The 16,332-nt window shown below is 31.1% G+C and carries 13 protein-coding genes; 11 read left to right on the top strand and 2 right to left on the bottom strand.

The window, feature by feature from the left end; genetic code table 11:
• The 6 genes from HW275_RS11845 to HW275_RS11820 all read left to right on the top strand — a co-directional run bounded on the left by HW275_RS11845 (window position 1) and on the right by HW275_RS11820 (window position 8,113).
• Window positions 1-1,653, top strand: a complete 1,653-nt coding sequence (locus HW275_RS11845) for an Hsp70 family protein (protein ID WP_178936750.1) — start codon at window positions 1-3, stop codon at window positions 1,651-1,653.
• A 146-nt stretch (window positions 1,654-1,799) separates the two neighbouring features.
• Window positions 1,800-3,560, top strand: coding sequence for a hypothetical protein (locus HW275_RS11840; protein ID WP_178936749.1), 1,761 nt, complete (start codon window positions 1,800-1,802; stop codon window positions 3,558-3,560).
• A 217-nt stretch (window positions 3,561-3,777) separates the two neighbouring features.
• A complete protein-coding gene (locus HW275_RS11835) occupies window positions 3,778-4,365 on the top strand; it encodes a restriction endonuclease subunit S (RefSeq protein ID WP_178936748.1) in 588 nt (195 codons plus the stop codon).
• Window positions 4,355-5,485: an N-6 DNA methylase gene (locus HW275_RS11830; RefSeq protein ID WP_178936747.1), complete on the top strand. Its 1,131-nt coding sequence runs from the start codon at window positions 4,355-4,357 to the stop codon at window positions 5,483-5,485. Before HW275_RS11835 ends, HW275_RS11830 begins: the two co-directional genes overlap by 11 nt.
• A gap of 39 nt (window positions 5,486-5,524) precedes the next feature.
• Window positions 5,525-6,316, top strand: a complete 792-nt coding sequence (locus tag HW275_RS11825) for an endonuclease/exonuclease/phosphatase family protein (protein ID WP_178936746.1) — start codon at window positions 5,525-5,527, stop codon at window positions 6,314-6,316.
• Between the two features lie 219 nt (window positions 6,317-6,535).
• Window positions 6,536-8,113, top strand: coding sequence for an alpha-glucoside-specific PTS transporter subunit IIBC (locus HW275_RS11820; protein ID WP_178936745.1), 1,578 nt, complete (start codon window positions 6,536-6,538; stop codon window positions 8,111-8,113).
• A 214-nt stretch (window positions 8,114-8,327) separates the two neighbouring features.
• Here HW275_RS11820 and HW275_RS11815 read toward each other — a convergent pair whose 3' ends face one another.
• Window positions 8,328-9,035 carry a GntR family transcriptional regulator gene (locus HW275_RS11815; protein ID WP_178936744.1) on the bottom strand — a complete coding sequence of 236 codons (708 nt, stop codon included), beginning with the start codon at window positions 9,033-9,035 and terminating at the stop codon, window positions 8,328-8,330.
• Window positions 9,036-9,265: 230 nt separating this feature from the next.
• On the opposite strand from HW275_RS11815, the gene HW275_RS11810 reads away from it, so the two are divergent.
• The 3 genes from HW275_RS11810 (at window position 9,266) to HW275_RS11800 (ending at window position 13,493) form a co-directional block, all read left to right on the top strand.
• Entirely contained in the window at window positions 9,266-10,588 is a 1,323-nt protein-coding gene (locus HW275_RS11810; protein WP_178936743.1) for a 6-phospho-alpha-glucosidase, read from the top strand.
• Window positions 10,589-10,979: 391 nt separating this feature from the next.
• Window positions 10,980-12,719 (top strand): alpha-glucosidase, encoded by a 1,740-nt coding sequence (locus HW275_RS11805; protein ID WP_178936742.1) that lies wholly within the window; start codon window positions 10,980-10,982, stop codon window positions 12,717-12,719.
• A gap of 102 nt (window positions 12,720-12,821) precedes the next feature.
• On the top strand, window positions 12,822-13,493 hold the full coding sequence (locus HW275_RS11800) for an HAD family phosphatase (protein ID WP_178936741.1): 672 nt from the start codon (window positions 12,822-12,824) through the stop codon (window positions 13,491-13,493).
• 81 nt (window positions 13,494-13,574) lie between these two features.
• On the opposite strand, the gene HW275_RS11795 is transcribed toward HW275_RS11800, so the two are convergent.
• Window positions 13,575-14,771, bottom strand: coding sequence for a replication initiation protein (locus tag HW275_RS11795; protein ID WP_178936740.1), 1,197 nt, complete (start codon window positions 14,769-14,771; stop codon window positions 13,575-13,577).
• A 291-nt stretch (window positions 14,772-15,062) separates the two neighbouring features.
• Between HW275_RS11795 and HW275_RS11790 the strand changes: the two genes are divergently transcribed.
• Both HW275_RS11790 and HW275_RS11785 read left to right on the top strand, forming a co-directional pair.
• Window positions 15,063-15,959 carry a haloacid dehalogenase-like hydrolase gene (locus tag HW275_RS11790; protein ID WP_178936739.1) on the top strand — a complete coding sequence of 299 codons (897 nt, stop codon included), beginning with the start codon at window positions 15,063-15,065 and terminating at the stop codon, window positions 15,957-15,959.
• 46 nt (window positions 15,960-16,005) lie between these two features.
• Complete coding sequence (locus HW275_RS11785) at window positions 16,006-16,332, top strand: PTS sugar transporter subunit IIB (RefSeq protein WP_178936738.1); 327 nt, start codon at window positions 16,006-16,008, stop codon at window positions 16,330-16,332.

Below are 16,332 nucleotides of genomic sequence, written 5' to 3'. Positions count from 1 at the left end.
ATGTCAAAATATGTTTTTGGAATTGATTTGGGAACAACGTATTCATGTATAGCACGTGTAGATGATACGGCGAGGGCTGAAGTAATAAAAAATAATGACGGGGACAATATAACTCCATCTGTAGTTGCATTTGAAGGGGATAATGTTATCGTCGGCGCTGATGCAAAGGCTGAGGCGGTATTAAATCCCGAAACCACAGTTATGCTCGTAAAGACGCTGATGGGGAAAACTGATTTTGCGATTAATTATGAGGGGGAAGATAAAACTCCTGAGGAAATATCTGCATTCATCTTGAGAAAATTGACTCAGGACGCTTCTGAGCAGCTCGGAGTGGAAGTCAGGGATGTTGTAATAACTTGTCCAGCCTATTTTGGAACAGCAGAACGTACGGCCACAAAAAATGCAGGTAAAATAGCAGGACTGAATGTACTGGAAATTATAAGTGAACCGACAGCTGCGGCACTGTATTACGGATGTGCAAAGGAACAGGATGAGAAGATAATTTTAGTATATGATCTTGGTGGTGGAACATTCGATGTGACGATTATGCGGATAAGTGCTGATAAAATTGAGGTTATCTGTTCTGATGGAGATCATGATTTAGGCGGGAAAAACTGGGATGAGGTACTTATAGGGTATCTGGCTGACCAGTTTGTTGAAAAAATAGGTTATGATATTGAATTTGACGAATATGCAAAACAGGATCTGCGATTGAAGGCGGAAAAGATAAAAAAACAATTAACTTCAAGAAGTCAGGCTGGAGATATGCTGGAAGTCATGGGAAACAGGGAAAAAGTGACTGTAACTAGAGATGAGTTTGATAAAATAACGTCTGCCTTGTTAAATGAAACTTTGAAAAAGACAAAGGAAGCCATTGAAGTTGCGAAAAATAAAGGTTATGATGTGATTGATGAGATTCTTTTAGTTGGTGGTTCTACGAGAATGCCTCAAGTTAAGAAGGCACTTGCCAAAAATTTTGGAGAAATTGAAATCAAGATTCTTGAGCCGGATGAGGCTGTGGCAAAAGGGGCGGCAATTCACGCCGTGAATGTTTATGTGAATAATCAGAAAAGCCTTACAGCAAAGGACTTTGAGTCAAACGAGGAAGTAAAAGTTACAGTCAATGGCAATGAAAAGGAACTGAAGGCACAGGATTACAAGGAAAATTTAACATTTTCTCCTGAAATGATGAGCATTGGTGGAAATACAAGAGAGATTGTAATAGCAACTACAAAAAGTTTTGCGGTAAAGGTGGAAAACAGGGAAGGCATCAAAAGCTGTTTTAATATGATTATAAAAAATGAGGCGATGCCTAGCGGGTTTTTGGAAGTGTCAGGGAATTTCAGCACTCTTTATGACAATCAGGCGACAGTTGATATTGAAATATACGAAAATGACTATATGGATAAATATTTTGAAGTGGATGAGGATTTGAAAATAGGGAATGCGATATTGGAATTACCAAAAAATACGCCTGCCGGCTCACCAGTTGAAATCACGCTTAAATTAAACAAGGAAGGAATTTTGGAAGTTAAGGGGCTGGATAAGACTGGGAATAAGCAAGTTAATGTAACATTTGAAACAAAAGGCGTGATGACGAAGGAAGAACTGGAAAGATTGACACAAAAATCACAGGGAATAGCCGTGCTGTAATAAAATTTATACAAAAGTAATACTCAAATTTTCTAGAATTAAATTAGCAGAAAATTAAATAAATTTAAAGTCTGGATAACATAATTCTAATTTTATAATTTTGATTTTAAAATATTTTTACTATGAAAGGAGGCGTATCTTAAAAAATGGCAGAAGAGAGTAAAGAATTGGCAAAAATACAAAATAACTGGTATGAAATACTTGAATTGGAATATTATCCAGTTCCCGAAGAAAATGAAAAAAGGATAGAAGCCAGAATTGAAGAAAAAAAGCGGCATTGGCTGGCAAAAGAGAGCGATCCTTTTGATGGGAAAAAATATAAAAAATATAATAATTTGGCAAAAAGTGGAATTATACGGGAAGAAATGCTAAATGAAGCTAGAAGGAAAGAACTTATAAAAGATGCTCAGCAAAGACTGTTTAAACCGATAGACGATTTTCTGAAATATCTTAACGGGGTTGCAATTACTGAAGAAATAGTGACGGAAATTGCAAAAAAAACTCGACGTAAAGAGAATCTTGTACGGGAACGGATAGAAAAAATAGAGCGAAAAATAGAGCCAAAAGAATATGATGAAAAAATATATCAGAAATTTTTGAAATATGTTCATATAAAATTTAATGAATTTTACGAATTTTCAGCGTTTGGAAAATACCTAGAAATACTGAGCAAAGATAATTTGTATGATTTTCTGATTTCTGAGGGGCTGGATATAAAAACTTTGACACAAAAGGAAATAGACGATAATCGGAAAAAACTGATTAAATTTGATAATGAAACTTCTGCCAAAAAGAAGCTGTTCAGCGCCTGTGAATTAATATTAAAGCATAAAGATAAAATAAAGAAATATGATGATTATCTGGAACATTTAAAATATTTGAAAGTGCATAAGGAATTAGAAAAAATAGAGCAAGTTTATAATTTGACGAAAAATAAGGTTCCTGTTGATAAATTTACTGGAGAAATCGAAAAAATAGTAAAAAATAAGAATGAAGCGCAAAGCCTTGTAATTGGATTCTGTAAAGAAAATAAGATACCATATATGGCTGAGAATAATCTTATCCTGCCAGACAAAAATGATAATCCTGAAAGAGCGGCAAAGCAAAACAGATATGCTGAAAAATCGGAAGATTTATGTATTGAGGCTTTGAGGGCTATAAAAAAATCAAAATTTGCAGAAGCGCAGAAATATCTGAATGATGCGAAGCTGTACTGGGCTGAAAATTCTTCAATTACTGTATTGCAGGAAAAACTGGACGAAGTGAGGCGGGAAAGGCGACAGGAAAATAAAGATAATAATACAGTAAAACAAGCAAAGAAAAATTCAAGAAATGCCAAAAGAAATGAGGCGGGGACATATGTGCAAAATAATAGTAAAAATAGTATAAATGCTATTTTTTTAATAATTTCAGGAATATTAATTTGCATTTTAGTTTATTTGGCGGCAACATCGCTATCTTCTTCTGAAACTCAGCAAAATCAGGAAAATGCAGTATCAAATAACGGAAATGTAGTTTCAACTGAGGGAGAAGAAAAAACAATATCTTTAAATCCGTCCGCTAATTTTTCTGTCACGACAAATAATCTCTATTATAGCGGAAAGACAGACACATATTTGGGACAGACGGCAGTAACAGGAAACAGCAGTATAGGAAATTATACTTCATTAGTCATACAGAAATTTCCTAGAAAAAGATACGATATGTTGCTGGAAAATGGAGTGAAGGACAGAGTTTTTAAATTTAAGTGCGGAGTAAAGTTAAAAGCTAAAGGCACGACATTATTTGTTCAGAATGCTGAAGATGTTGTAAGCTTTAAAAATAAAAACAGTGCGGACGAAGATGTGCATATTAAAGAAAATAAAGGATGCTTTACTGATTTTACAAAAATTAATGAAAATAAGTAAAACGAAAGATCATTAAATTTATATATGAATAAAAAAGGATTATCTTATAGTATTCCATATTTTTTTATGGTATAATATTTACAGAAGCAGTATGGTAATGCCACTTTAAAACTGAATGCAAAAGTTATAATTATTTTACTGGAACCGTAAGTTTAATTAATTTTAGCAGTTTGATTTTGAAAAGGTTCGAGTATGATCAGAAAAAGGAAGTGAAAAAATGAAGCTAGGGGATAATGTAGATATAATAGCACCATTAAATGTAAAAACAGCTGATTCAAAAACTGGCTATCTTTTATTAAATCCAACGCTTGTAAATAATGGAAAGATAGAAAGTTTTGAAAATGCGGAAGTTCCAGAAAGATACCGGAATGGAAAAAATAAAATAAATGAAAAATATTTTGTAAGAAAGAACGATGTGCTGTTTCAGGCAAAGGGGAGCAAAATAGAAGTCGTATATGTGGACAGGGATTATGAAAATGTCCTGCCAGCCACGCTTTACTTCATTTTAAGGGCAAATGAAAAGATAAATCCAAAATATTTGCAATGGCTTTTGAAAACAGAGCTGCTGCTGCTTTACTTTGAAAAAAAATATAAGACGATGAGCGCTGTAAGGGCAGTTAATAAGACAGATATAGTGGAACTTGACATAGACTTGCCTGAAAGGGAAGTGCAAGATGAAATGGTGGAAATAATAAACAATTTTGAAATGGAAGAAGAAAGCACAATAGAATATTTACAGCTAAAAAAGAAATATATCGAGGAAAAAATTCTGGCAGAAAATAAGGTGATAATAAATGAAGAATAAATTTTTTAAACTTGTAATAGAAGAGCTGGAAAATAATAAACATCATCAAAAATTAGAAATTTTTAAAATGTCGCTTCTTTTATATACGATTTCTGTAAGTAAGGTTGTGAGCGAAGAATTGGAAAATTTACGTGATGACAACTATTTATTTTTGGAATATTTAAATAATTTGGGATTTGAATACGCTGCCAAAAGTACATATTTAGAAAATATAGAAAAATTATCAGCTAAAATAGACATGTTTGCTGGAATATATGACTTTATAGTTAATTTTCCTGATATGGAAGAATTTATTGAAACTTTGAAGCAGTCGGAAATGGACTTAAAACTGGATATTTTAAGGGGAAGATACGTAAAAATAGTCAAAAATTACACAGATGGCGTAATCAATATGTCCATTATGCACGACGAAAGTATTAACCAGTTATCTGCAGAGTTTTTAAATATTCAGAAAAATGAAATTTTATATAACAATGATTTTTTTGATAATAATAACTTTTATGGTGAAAAGATAAATAAAAACGAAAAAAATGCAATTATTGAAATTTTAAACGCAATGGCAAATCTGGAAAATTCAAAAGACGTAGTAAAAATTTTGACAAAGGAAGAAAATACTGAAAAAATAGTGTATGACTTTTTGATAAATAACAAAAAGGGAATGATTGAAAAAGATGCTTTTTATTTAATGAAAATCAAAAAAATAGAAGAAATTATAAAAATGGATAAAATAAAATGCGTTGTTTCTATGCCTTTTAACAAGACATTAAAAAATCAGGTAATAATTTTTAATGATGATAAGTCAAATAGAAATAACATATTGTTTATTCAGGCACAAAATTTCTTTGAAAAGGGCAGTGAAAAAATAAAACCTGAAAATTATAGGCAGTTAGTGGAAATCTTTAGAAATAAACAGGAAATAAATGGTATTTCAAGATTAATCTCAAATGAAACTGTATTAAAAAAAGATTGCAATTTGGATATATTAAGTTATGTTTTTAAGACAAAGGAATATGTCGATCTGGAAGAATTGAAATCTGAAAAGGACAATGTCTATAACTTGATGATTGAGAATAGAGAAAAATGTGATAATCTTATAAAAAAATATTTAGAACAAAAATAAAATTTATAAACTTAAAATAAATATATAAGGAGTGCAGTTATGAAATTATTAACAATTAATGTCCACGGATGGCTGGAAGAAAATCAAATGGAAAAAATTGATATTTTGGCAAGAGATATTGCGGAAAAGCAGTATGATGTGATAGCAATGCAGGAAGTGAACCAGCTTATGAATAATCCTGTAATCTTTGACGATATAAGACAGGGGAATTATGGATGGGTACTTTTGGAAACATTACAGAAATATACAGACACAGACTATTATTATCACTGGAGCAACTCACACATAGGATTTGGAAAATATAATGAAGGTGTGGCAATAATAACAAGGCATAAAATTAAGGCTGAAGACGAGTTTTACTGTACTTTTGCACAATCGGTGCGAACAATATCGGCAAGAAGGATTGTAAGCATTACAATTGACTACAAAGGGCAGGATATTGAATTTTACAGTTGCCATATGAATTTGCCAACTTGTGAAACAGAAGATATGGGAGAAAATTTACAAAGTATTTTAAAAAGATCTAGAACTGATAATTTAAAAATATTAATGGGGGATTTTAACACAGATGCCAATGGAAATCCAGAAGACTATCAGAATATTGTGAATCAAGGGTTATATGACACATATGTCATGGCTGAGAAAAAAGACAGCGGAATAACTGTTGATAAGGGAATTGACGGATGGGATCAAGATAAATCCAAAAAGAGAATAGACTATATGTTTAGTAATAAGCAAATAAAAGTAAAAGAAAGTGAAGTTATTTTTAATGGTAAAAATAAAGGCGTAGTATCAGATCATTTTGGAATAAAAGTGGAAATAGAAATTTAATTTTTAGTTAAAGAATAATAATTTTAAAATGAAACCATAATTTTTAAATAACTAAAAACCTAGTAATAATCGCTGTTTTTTAATATAGCGATTATTTTTTTGAAAAAATTTTTGAAAAAAGATATACGTAAATGTCTTGACAATTTGAAAAAGTGTGGTATCCTTAAAATAAGGAAAAAATAAATCAAATATATAAAATTTTTTAGGAGGTATTCAACTATGATGAAAAAGGTTCAACGATTTGGTGGAGCGATGATGGCACCGGTTCTGTTATTTGCGTTCACAGGGATAGTCGTAGGATTGGCTTCTGTATTTACTAATACACAAGTTGTAGGAAAAATTGCTGAAGAAGGTACAGTGTGGTATAATTTCTGGTATGTGATATCAGAAGGAGGTTGGACTGTATTTAGACAAATGCCGTTATTGTTTGCAATAGGATTACCAATAAGTTTGGCAACAAAGACAAATGCAAGGGCATGTTTGGAAACATTTGCTTTGTACACAACATTTAATTATTTTGTAGCCGCAATATTAAAAGTATTCTATGGTCTAGATACAGAAAAATTAGTAGAACAAGGGGTAACAGGATATGCCAGAATAGGTGGAGTTTCAACATTAGATACAAGTTTATTTGGTGGTATTCTAATTGCAGCGTTAGTAGTGTATTTACATAACAAATACTTTGATAAAAAATTACCTGATTTCTTGGGAGTGTTCCAAGGTTCGGTATTTGTATATATAGTAGGGTTTGTAGTTATGCTTCCTTGTGCATTTTTAACAGTATTAATTTGGCCTAAAGTTCAAATGGGAATCGGTGCAATGCAAGGATTTATGAAAGCTTCAGGAGTATTCGGAGTATGGATTTACACATTCCTGGAAAGAATATTGATTCCAACAGGATTACATCACTTTGTTTATACACCGTTTGTGTTCGGTCCAGCAGCAGTTCCTGATGGAATTCAAGTTTACTGGGTTCAACATATAAAAGAATTTGCTCAAAGTACTCAGCCACTAAAATCTTTATTCCCGCAAGGTGGATTTGCATTACACGGAAATTCAAAAATATTTGGTGCACCAGGGATAGCGCTTGCTATGTATGCTACTGCAAAATCTGATAAGAAGAAAGCTGTAGCTGCATTATTAATACCAATAGTATTTACAGCGGTAGTTTCAGGTATAACTGAACCGTTAGAATTTACTTTCTTATTTATAGCTCCTGCATTATTTGCAGTTCATGCTTTCCTGGCAGCAACAATGGCAGCAACAATGTATACTTTCGGAGTAGTTGGAAATATGGGTGGAGGATTATTAGACTTCCTATTCCTGAACTGGATACCAATGTTTAAAAATCACTCTGGAACAGTAATTGCTCAGATAGTGATAGGGTTGATATTTACAGCAATATATTTCTTTGTATTTAGATTCTTAATTCAAAAAATGGATTTAAAGACTCCAGGTAGAGAAGATGAAGATGAAGAAATGAAACTTTACACAAAAGCTGATTATAGAGCTAAACATGGTGAAGGTGGAGCAGCTTCTGGTTCTTCAAATGACCAATATATGGATCAGGCAATAATAATTCTTGAAGCATTAGGTGGAAAAGAAAATATTGAAGAATTAAATAACTGTGCAACTAGACTTAGAGTAAGTGTAAAAGATGAAACAAAATTAGCAAAAGATGCTGCATTTAAAGCAGGCGGAGCTCATGGTGTAGTTAGAAAAGGTACAGCTATTCAAGTAATCATAGGTTTAACAGTACCACAAGTAAGAGAAAGAATTGAAAACTTAATCAAATAGAACATAAAAATAAGAAAGAATTTTCAAGAGTCAAAAATTTTAAAGTTTTAAAATACAGGACTTGAGAAAGTTCTTTCTTTTTATATAAAATTTAATACTATTTTCCATTTGGATAGTAGGTTAGTTATGAATTTTTTTAGCAAGGGTTCAAGGCCCCTTGTTAGCAAATAAAATATAATATAATTTCTGTTTTTTAAATAGGGTTTAGTATAAATTATCTTTTAGCAATAGCCGTGAAAGTAAATTTTTCGGGATGATGAATAATGGTTTCATATTGGAAAAGAGTGCCGTTGGAGAGGTAGGCGTGAGTTTCAATAACAACAACCATATTAATATCCTTCAATTTAAAATATTCCTGTTCTTCAGGGGTGATTTTTCTAAACTTTATATCTCTTCGTGAATAGGATATTTTTAGTTTAAGTTCTTTTTCCAGATATTCATATATTGATTTCTTGGCTATCTCTTCGTTTAGAAAAGGCACGATTCTTCTATCAAAAAAACTGGTAGAATAATTTAAGACTTCCCCGTTTAACGAATTAGTACGGACAACTTTGTAAAAATCGGCACTTTCAGAAACTTGAAATTCTTTCATCAATTTTTTATCTCCTTGAACAATATATAAGCTGATTAAGTCAGTTTCAAGATTAATATTTTGAAGTTTATTGAGTTCCTGCACAGTTTGAATGGAAGTCAGAGAAATATTTTCCAGATTTTTTTTCTCAAGTATAATGGATTTTTTCCCTTTTATTTTTTGAATATAGCCTTCTGCTTCTAGCATGGAAAGAGCTTTTCTCACAGTAAGTTTTGAAAAATTATAATCTAGTGCCAAATCATCTTCTTTTTTTAAGAAATCTCCAGGCTTCAGCTTACCATTTTTAATTTTCTCTTTTATATCGTGGTATATTTTTTCATATTTGTTCATTCGTTTATATAAACCTTTCGTATAATTTTTAAGTTTAATTTTAAGTATTATAACTTAATTATACACTAAACAGAAGAAAATAGCAATAAAGATAAAAGGTTTATATAATACATTTAAATTTTAAAAAAAGATTTATATAAAAGTATTGACTTTTTAAAAAAACTGTGTTATTATAGCAATGTAAATAGGAAATAAAAATTAATAAAATATAGAAATGGAGATGATCATTTATGAAGAAATTTTCAATTGCAGTAGCTGGTGGAGGGAGTACATTTACTCCAGGAATTGTGTTGATGTTACTTGAAAATTTAGATAAATTTCCGATTAGACAGATAAAATTTTACGATAATGATGCCCAAAGACAGGAAGTTATAGCAAAGGCTTGTGATATTATTATAAAGGAAAAAGCGCCTGATATTAACTTTGTTTATACAACAGATCCTGAAACTGCATTTACTGACATAGACTTTGTTATGGCGCATATAAGAGTTGGTAAGTATGCAATGCGTGAAAAAGATGAAAAAATACCTTTAAGACACGGAGTATTAGGACAAGAAACTTGTGGACCTGGAGGAATTGCTTATGGAATGCGTTCAATTGGTGGAGTTATCGAGTTAGTTGATTATATGGAAAAATATTCGCCAAATGCTTGGATGTTAAATTATTCAAATCCTGCGGCAATTGTGGCAGAAGCAACTAGAAGATTACGTCCAAACTCTAAGATATTAAATATTTGTGATATGCCAATCGGAATTGAAATAAGAATGGCTGAAATGCTTGGACTTAAATCAAGAAAAGATATGGTAATCAGATACTTTGGATTAAATCACTTTGGATGGTGGACAGACATTAGAGATAAAAAAGGAAATGACTTAATGCCTGCATTGAGAGAAAAAGTTGCAAAAGTTGGATATAATGTGGAAATTGAAGGAGAAAATACAGAAGCAAGCTGGAGTGATACATTTACAAAAGCAAGAGATGTATTTGCAATTGATCCTACAACAATGCCAAATACTTACCTGAAATATTATTTCTTCCCTGATTACGTAGTGAAACATTCAGATCCTAATCACACAAGAGCAAATGAAGTAATGGAAGGAAGAGAAAAATTTGTATTTGGAGAATGTAGAGCAATTGCTGAAAAAGGAACTGCAAAAGACAGTAAACTTCACGTGGATGATCATGCTTCATACATAGTTGACTTGGCAAGAGCAATCGCTTATAACACAAAAGAAAGAATGCTGTTAATCGTAGAAAATGACGGAGCAATCTCAAACTTTGATCCAACTGCAATGGTTGAAGTACCTTGTATAGTAGGTTCAAATGGACCTGAAAAAATTGTTCAAGGTAAAATCCCTCAATTCCAAAAAGGATTGATGGAACAACAAGTATCAGTTGAAAAATTGACAGTAGAAGCATGGATAGAAGGTTCATACCAAAAACTTTGGCAAGCAATCACATTGTCAAGAACTGTACCGAGTGCATCTGTTGCAAAAGCAATATTAGATGATTTAATTGAAGCTAATAAAGATTTCTGGCCAGTATTGAAATAGATTACATTTGAATAATTTTAAAATGGAAATAAATTTTTAGTGCTTGAAATATTATTTGATTTATGATATAATTATTTAGTAAAATAACCATTCAGCGTGGTACGGTAAAATAAATTGCAAAAATAAAGGCACTGCTATTGAAGTAGTGTCTTTTTTTGTGATATAATATTATATTGTCAAGAATGCAAACTTGACAATGAATCCACGCTGAATGGAGGTGGTAAAAATGAATTGGGATTTTACTATTTTGATAGCTATAGTCATTTTGTTTTTGATTATTAGTAAAAAATAGTTAAAATTCATCATCGGCATCACCTTAATGCCTGTCAATCTGCATATTTAGATTGGCAGGTTTAAAAAAATGACTTTGTTGAATATGAAGGAGAAAAATATGGATACAAAAAAGTTAGATAAAAAATGGTGGAAAAAAGAAGTTGGGTATCAAATTTATCCAAGAAGTTTTTATGATAGTAATAACGATGGAATTGGGGATTTGAATGGGATTACAGAAAAATTGGATTATTTGAAAGAATTGGGGATAACACTTATTTGGATTTGTCCGATATTTAAGTCGCCAATGGATGATAATGGATATGATATTTCAGATTATTACGATGTGAATCCTGAATTTGGGACAAAGGAAGATTTGGAAAAATTGATTACAGAGGCTGAAAAAAGAGGAATAAAAATAATTCTAGATTTGGTAATTAATCATACTTCTGATGAGCACGAGTGGTTTTTGGATGCATTGAAAAATCCTGAAAGTAAATATAGAGATTACTATATTTTCAAAAGAGGAGAAAACGGATTGCCACCGACAAACTGGAGAAGCCATTTTGGAGGTTCTGCCTGGGAAAAAGTTGAAGGTGAAGCTGATGAAAATGGGAATGAAATGTATTATTTGCATTTATTCTCAAAAAAACAGCCTGACTTAAACTGGGAAAATCCTGAAGTTAGGGAAGAGCTTTACAAAATGGTAAATTATTGGCTGGAAAAAGGGATAGCTGGATTTAGAGTGGATGCCATAAATTCAATAAAAAAAGATAAGGATTACTTAGATTTACCTGTTGATGGAGCAGATGGACTTGCAGATAATATAAAGTACACATTGAATCAGCCAGGAATTGAAGAATTTTTGGAAGAATTGGCAAAAGAAACTTTTAAAAAATATAACTGCATGACTGTAGCTGAAACTCCGAAGCTTGAGTATGAAAGATATAATGATTTCATTGGAGAAGATGGATTTTTCACAATGATTTTTGATTTTAGCTATGCAGATTTAAATATGGCAAAAGATGGATTTTATTATTCATTGCGAGATATCCCGACTGTAGAATTGAGAGATAAAATTTTTAAAAGTCAATTGACGCAACAAAAATATGGATGGGGAGCACCATTTTTGGAAAATCATGATTCACCAAGAAGTTTGAATAAATTTTTTGGAAAAAAAGCAAATATTTTGAATGCTAAACTACTAGCAAATTTATTTTTCTTTTTGCGTGGAACTCCATTTATCTATCAGGGACAGGAAATAGGAATGGATAATTTTGTGAGAAATGATATTTCTGAATTTGACGACATTGCAAGTAAAGATCAATATCAACGGGCTTTAGGAGAAGGTTTTTCATCTGAAGAAGCTTTGCATTTTGTAAATAAACGAAGTCGTGATAATTCAAGAACGCCTATGCAATGGGACAACAGTAAAAATGCTGGATTTTCAAAAGATAAAGATTCAAAATCGTGGATAAAATTAACAGGAAGCCAAGCTGCAACAAATGTAGCAGACCAAATAAATGACAAAAATTCAATTTTTTCACACTACAAAAAAATGATAGATTTGCGACAAAATGGGAAATATTCAGATTGCTTGACTTTTGGTGATTTTATTTCTGTTCCGTTGGAGAATGAAAAAATTATTGCTTATGTGAGAAAATATGGAAATCAGAAAGTTCTTTGTATTAATAATTTTTCTGAATTGAAACAAGAAGTTAAATTGAGTGAAATTGCAAGAAGCATTAATGAAGTTGAAATTAAGTTGGGAGATGTTCTGATTAATAATTATGAGAATGTTGAAAATGATGGCAAAGTGTTAGTTCTGGAAGGGTATCAAAGTTTATTGGTTCAAATTTAACAGTAAAGGTTACTTGTAGTAAGGAAAAGGACTTTTTGTCAGAAATTTGAGGAAAATAAAAAAATGAAAATAATCAATATTTTTTGATTATTAGGAGGAAAAATGAAAATAAAGGGAGTATTATTTGATTTTAATGGGACGATGCTTTTTGACAGTGAATTACAGGAAAATGTATGGAGAAAATTTCTGAAAAATAAGATAAATAGGGAAATTTCAAATGAAGAAATTCATAAGTACATTCATGGTGGAAATAATAAAACTGTACTTTCATACTTTTTTAACAGAGATTTTTCAGATGGAGAAGCTGAAAAATTGGGAGAAGAAAAGGAAAGCATGTATCGAGATATGTGCCTGAAAAATAAAAAAATGTTCAAATTAGTAAAAGGATTGCCAGAATTTCTTGATAAGTTAAAAGAAGACGGTATTCCAGTTACGATAGCAACGGGTGCTCCTCTAAGCAATGTAAAATTTTATTTTGAGTATCTTGATTTGGGAAAATGGTTTGACATAAATAAAGTTGTTTATACTGACGGGAGCTTTAAAGGGAAGCCTGAGCCTGATATTTTTCTGAAAGCCGCAAAAAATATAAATGTGGATATTGAGAACTGTGCAGTATTTGAAGATGCGATACTTGGAATAGAGGCGGCAAAAAGGGCAAATGCTGCAAAAATTATAGCTGTTTCCTCGACTCTTGAGAACAATAAGTTATTATCAATTGACAGGCTTTCGTATGTTATAAAAGATTTTACGGAAATATCAATAGATAATTTGTAATTTGAGAAACAAATAAAAAAACTGTCTTTTATTGCTAAAATAGGAATATTGGACAGTTTTTCTGAATATGGTTTAATGACATTAAATTTCATTTTCCAGTTTCATTTTTTCAATAATGTTGCTTGGAAGATATATTTCAATAATGGACTTTTTATCAGAATAGTATTTTACAAAAATTCTGATATATTCGTTTGAAAATTCAAAAGAGTCGTTATTTTTAAAATAGCTGATGGAATCAATATTTCTTAATTTGAAGTTATGCATAAATTCTTCAATTTTTGGATAATGTCTTTTAATTTTGTTAAGTTTTCTTGTAAGAGTGTAAAATAGAACTATCGGAGATTTAACTGTTTTTAGTTCGTTTACATAAAGTTTTAGGCTGTTTGAGGCTAAGTTAAGCATAAGAGCTTTTTTTAAATTTTTTTCAAAATCTTCAGTAAAAGAATTTTTTGCATAATTTATATTGTCATAGACATATTTATATCCTCTCTTTGCCACATAAAGCATAAATAAATGGTAAATTTCCTCAGGATTGGAAATTTTTTCCCTGATAAGTTCCAGCATTTTATAAATTTTGTTGTCATAAGGCTTGTAAGATTGTCTTGATTTATTTATGGAAAAATTTATTGAGATAATTTTGTTTGTTGCTTTTTTGCACTCTTTTATCTTTTTGTATTCAACTGAGAAATCTGTAAAAGTGTTTATATCTAGTACAGCTTTTTTTAAAATATGCTTTTCAAAATCAAAGAACCTTTCGTATTTATCATTTGCATTGAGGTATGTCTTTACTAATGAAACAGGTAAAGAAACTTCTTTTTTATCTTTAAAATTTTTAATAATATTGTTATAAAAACTGAATGAGAAGGAATCTGTCATGAAAATAAATTTTTCAATCTCAAGAAGTGAGAAAAAGTTTTTTTTGAGAGAAAAGCAGTTTTTAAATTCTTCAGTGAAAAATATTTGGCAATAATCAGAATACAAAATAAAAGATGAAATAATTCCAAAGGAACCTGAAAGTTGGGTATCTGTAGAAAAAAGTATATGTTTTTCTGACAAAGTATTAAAAAATGGTGTAAAATCATTAATTGAGGAAAATTCAAGTGTGGAAAGCAGTTCTTCAAATCTGATTTCAGCTTTTTCTAAAAATAAGGAATCTGAAACAATTCTAAAGAATAGCAATTTGAGAAATATTTTTTCATTTTTTGTTATTTTTTTTGAAAATTCAAGTTTAATATTGCTCTGAAAATTTGTAAATTTTTCTGAAAAATAGATATTCATTTTTGTTCTCCTGACTAACGAAAAAAAAATTAGAAGTTTCGTTTAATTTTTATATTAAATTTTATTATTTATAAATTATGTTAAGAACCACGAAAAAATAATATAAATTTTCGTCTTTCTGTAATTATACTTTAAATAAAGGAAAAAATCAACTAAAATAAAAATAAATGATATAAAAAATATTAAATTAATAATTAAAAAATTTTTTTGACAAAATGAAAAATGTGGGGTATAACGATAGTGAAAAATAAAAATATTTAAAGATAGATTTAAAATTGGAGGAAGACAAAGATGGGAAAAAGGTTATTAAGTTGTTTTACTAGTGATTTTAATAAAATGACGGGACAGGATTTAAAGAATGCAATTAAAGCAAGTGAAGGAAGAACAGTATTGTCAGAAAATGTTGCAGGAAGAAGAAGTGTTACGGGGGACGTTACAAATAGTGAATTGGCAAAAGCGTTTGGGGCAGATCTTATACTGCTGAATGGGCTGGATGTTTATAATCCAGTTATAGCGGCTTTGCCTGAAAGCGATGAGCCGATAAAACTTTTGAAAAAACTTACAGGTAGACCAGTAGGGCTAAATCTTGAACCTGTGGACTTGAATGCAGATATGATGGAGGAAATAGAGATTATTCCTGAGGGAAGAATGTGTTCTGAGGCAACATTGAAAAAAATAGAAGAAATGGGATTTGACTTTGTATGTTTGACAGGCAATCCTGGGACAGGAGTTACAAATAGTCGAATTTCAGAAGGGATAAAACAGGCTAAAAAATATTTTAGTGGAATGGTAATAGCGGGGAAAATGCACTCGGCAGGAGTAGATGAGCCTGTTGCAGATTTGAAAGCTGTAAAAGAGTTTATAGAAAGCGGGGCAGATGTAATTATGCTTCCAGCTGTGGGAACAGTGCCTGGATTTACTCAGGGTGAAATGATAAAGGCTGTGAAATTTATTAAGGAAAACGGAGCATTGTCAATGTCAGCGATAGGAACGAGTCAGGAAAGTTCTACAAGGGAAACTATAAGGGAAATAGCGATAATGAATAAAATTGCAGGAGTTGATATTCAGCATATTGGAGATGCGGGATATTCAGGAGTTGCAAATTATGAGAATATAATGGAACTGTCAATAGCCATAAGAGGTGTAAGACACACGATTAGAATGATTGCCGCTTCAAATGACAGATAAAAATAAAAAAATATAATAAAATATACATAATTTAGAGGAGGATTTTATGAAAAGAATATACTTATTTTGCAGTGCTGGGATGTCTACAAGCTTAGTTGCCAAAAAAATGCAGGAAGTGGCAGATAAGCATAGCCTTCCAGTTGAAGTTAAGGCTTTTCCTGACAATAAGATTGATGTTATTGTTGAGGAAGTTCATCCTGATGTAATTCTATTGGGACCACAGGTAAAATTTAAACTTGAACAGACAGCTTCAAAATACGAACCAAAGGGGATTCCAGTAGCAGTAATTGATCTTGAAGATTATGGGAGAGTCGATGGGGAACGTATTTTAAAGAGAGCAATAAAAATATTGAAGGAAAAGGCAGGGAAGTAG

This window comes from Leptotrichia sp. oral taxon 223 (assembly GCF_013394795.1).
Classification (GTDB): Bacteria; Fusobacteriota; Fusobacteriia; order Fusobacteriales; family Leptotrichiaceae; genus Leptotrichia.
This window is presented reverse-complemented; position numbering and strand designations above follow the sequence as displayed.

What these genes read in the sequence shown, in the direction of transcription:
- HW275_RS11845 (WP_178936750.1), top strand. Translation starts at nt 1, where the DNA reads ATGTCAAAATATGTTTTTGGAATTGATTTGGGAACAACGTATTCATGT.
- HW275_RS11840 (WP_178936749.1), top strand. Translation starts at nt 1,800, where the DNA reads ATGGCAGAAGAGAGTAAAGAATTGGCAAAAATACAAAATAACTGGTAT.
- HW275_RS11835 (WP_178936748.1), top strand. Translation starts at nt 3,778, where the DNA reads ATGAAGCTAGGGGATAATGTAGATATAATAGCACCATTAAATGTAAAA.
- HW275_RS11830 (WP_178936747.1), top strand. Translation starts at nt 4,355, where the DNA reads ATGAAGAATAAATTTTTTAAACTTGTAATAGAAGAGCTGGAAAATAAT.
- HW275_RS11825 (WP_178936746.1), top strand. Translation starts at nt 5,525, where the DNA reads ATGAAATTATTAACAATTAATGTCCACGGATGGCTGGAAGAAAATCAA.
- HW275_RS11820 (WP_178936745.1), top strand. Translation starts at nt 6,536, where the DNA reads ATGATGAAAAAGGTTCAACGATTTGGTGGAGCGATGATGGCACCGGTT.
- HW275_RS11815 (WP_178936744.1), bottom strand. Translation starts at nt 9,035, where the DNA reads ATGAACAAATATGAAAAAATATACCACGATATAAAAGAGAAAATTAAA.
- HW275_RS11810 (WP_178936743.1), top strand. Translation starts at nt 9,266, where the DNA reads ATGAAGAAATTTTCAATTGCAGTAGCTGGTGGAGGGAGTACATTTACT.
- HW275_RS11805 (WP_178936742.1), top strand. Translation starts at nt 10,980, where the DNA reads ATGGATACAAAAAAGTTAGATAAAAAATGGTGGAAAAAAGAAGTTGGG.
- HW275_RS11800 (WP_178936741.1), top strand. Translation starts at nt 12,822, where the DNA reads ATGAAAATAAAGGGAGTATTATTTGATTTTAATGGGACGATGCTTTTT.
- HW275_RS11795 (WP_178936740.1), bottom strand. Translation starts at nt 14,771, where the DNA reads ATGAATATCTATTTTTCAGAAAAATTTACAAATTTTCAGAGCAATATT.
- HW275_RS11790 (WP_178936739.1), top strand. Translation starts at nt 15,063, where the DNA reads ATGGGAAAAAGGTTATTAAGTTGTTTTACTAGTGATTTTAATAAAATG.
- HW275_RS11785 (WP_178936738.1), top strand. Translation starts at nt 16,006, where the DNA reads ATGAAAAGAATATACTTATTTTGCAGTGCTGGGATGTCTACAAGCTTA.